Source organism: Mesorhizobium temperatum, assembly GCF_002284575.1.
In the GTDB taxonomy this organism is placed as follows: domain Bacteria; phylum Pseudomonadota; class Alphaproteobacteria; order Rhizobiales; family Rhizobiaceae; genus Mesorhizobium; species Mesorhizobium temperatum.
In genome coordinates this window covers 1-1,633 of record NZ_NPKJ01000056.1, presented here as the reverse complement: position 1 = coordinate 1,633, position 1,633 = coordinate 1, and the positions used below count along the sequence as shown (strand labels likewise).

Here is a 1,633-nt window from a genome sequence, read left to right as displayed (position 1 = left end):
GCGGTCACACTTCAGCGCGGCATGGCGGAACGCAACGCGAGTGTCGCCGAGGACCAGCGTTTCGAAGTCCGGATCGGTATCAACCTTGGAGAGGTCATCGTCGAAGGGGAGGATCGCTACGGCGAGGGTGTGAACGTGGCGTCGCGCCTCCAACAACTCGCCGAGCCAGGTGGCATCTGCGTTTCAGAGAAGGTGTCCAAGGAGGTCCAGAAGAAGTTGGCGTTTGAGTTCGAGCCCATGGGCGAGCAGCGGGTGAAGAATATAGCCGAGCCGATCTACTGCTATCGCGTGAACTTACAGCTTCCGAAAGCCACTCCGGCCGGGCGACCGGTATCGCTGGAATTGCCCGACAAGGCGGCCGTCGCCGTCTTGCCGTTCGCCAACATGAGCAGCGATCCGGAGCAAGAGTTCTTCGCCGAGGGATTAGCCGAAGACCTGATCACGGACCTCTCAAAGGTCCCCGGTCTTTTGGTGATCGCGCGAAACTCCTCGTTTGTCTACAAAGGAAGATCGGTCGACGTTCGATCGATCGCGAAGGATCTCGGCGTCCGCTATGTTGTCGAAGGCAGTGTGCAGAAGGCGGCGGCGCGTGTCCGAATCAACGCGCAGCTTATCGACGCGCACGACAATGCCCATGTCTGGGCCGATCGCTTCGACGGCGAACTGGCTGATGTCTTCGCCCTGCAGGACGAGGTTGTTGGTAAGATCGTTAGTGCGATTTCCGGGGCGTTCCCTTCGGCGCGCTTCATGACCCGGCAGAGGACGTCGAATCTCAAAGCGTACGAGTTTCTGGTGCGCGGGCGGGCCTTGGTGACCCAGTCGCCAGAGGCGAACAAAACCGCGCGTCCGCTCCTCGAAAGAGCGATTCAGCTCGATCCGGGCTTTGCGGAGGCGCATGCCTGGCTCGCGATGTCACACGTCTTTGGTTCGATGCACTGGGGGGAGACTGAGGAGCATCGTGCACTCGGTCGGGCGGAGGCTCAGCTGGCTGTGTCGCTTGATCCAGGGAACGCCGGGGCGCACACGATCCTCGGTTATATTTTACATTTCGACCTTAAGGCTGATGAGGCAGCGGCGGAATTTGCTACGGCGCTGAGGATCGACCCCAATCACGCCGACGCTTGGATCTTTCTCGCTGAATCGAAGGCGCATCTGGGTAACGCGGTTGAGGGGATCGAGTGCGTTCAAAATGCCTTCCGCCTGGATCCCTACCCGCCCGGACGATACTATTGGGTGCGTGGATACGTGGAATACGCGGCCCGCCGATACGAGGATGCGGTCGATACCCTTCGGCATGAAACAACCTACCGGACAGGGTCGCGGCGGATTCTGGCTGCCGCTCTTGCACGGCTTGGCCAGATCGACGAGGCCAAGGAGGAAGCACGACAATTCCTCGCCGCTAACCCGCACTTTTCTATACGGCAATGGGCGAGCACACAGCCGTTCCGCCGTGAAGCGGATCGTCAGCATTTTGTGGATGGCTATCTGATGGCGGGTCTACCCGAATGACCCTCTGGTGCCTCGTGCGAATGACCGTTCCTGGCGCGATCGAGCCGGCCGGTGCATCGGCTCGAATTAAACCGCGATGGGGCGCCCTACGTCGCAACCGGCCGTAGAGTTCATCTCTTGCGCG

1 protein-coding gene is annotated in these 1,633 nt (G+C 60.5%); it reads left to right on the top strand.

Features of this window, described 5'->3' with window-relative positions; translation table 11 throughout:
- Positions 1–1,509 (top strand): adenylate/guanylate cyclase domain-containing protein (locus CIT26_RS19955; protein WP_095494189.1); only part of this gene is annotated, 1,509 nt, incomplete at its 5' end.
- Positions 1,510–1,633: the final 124 nt, after the last annotated feature.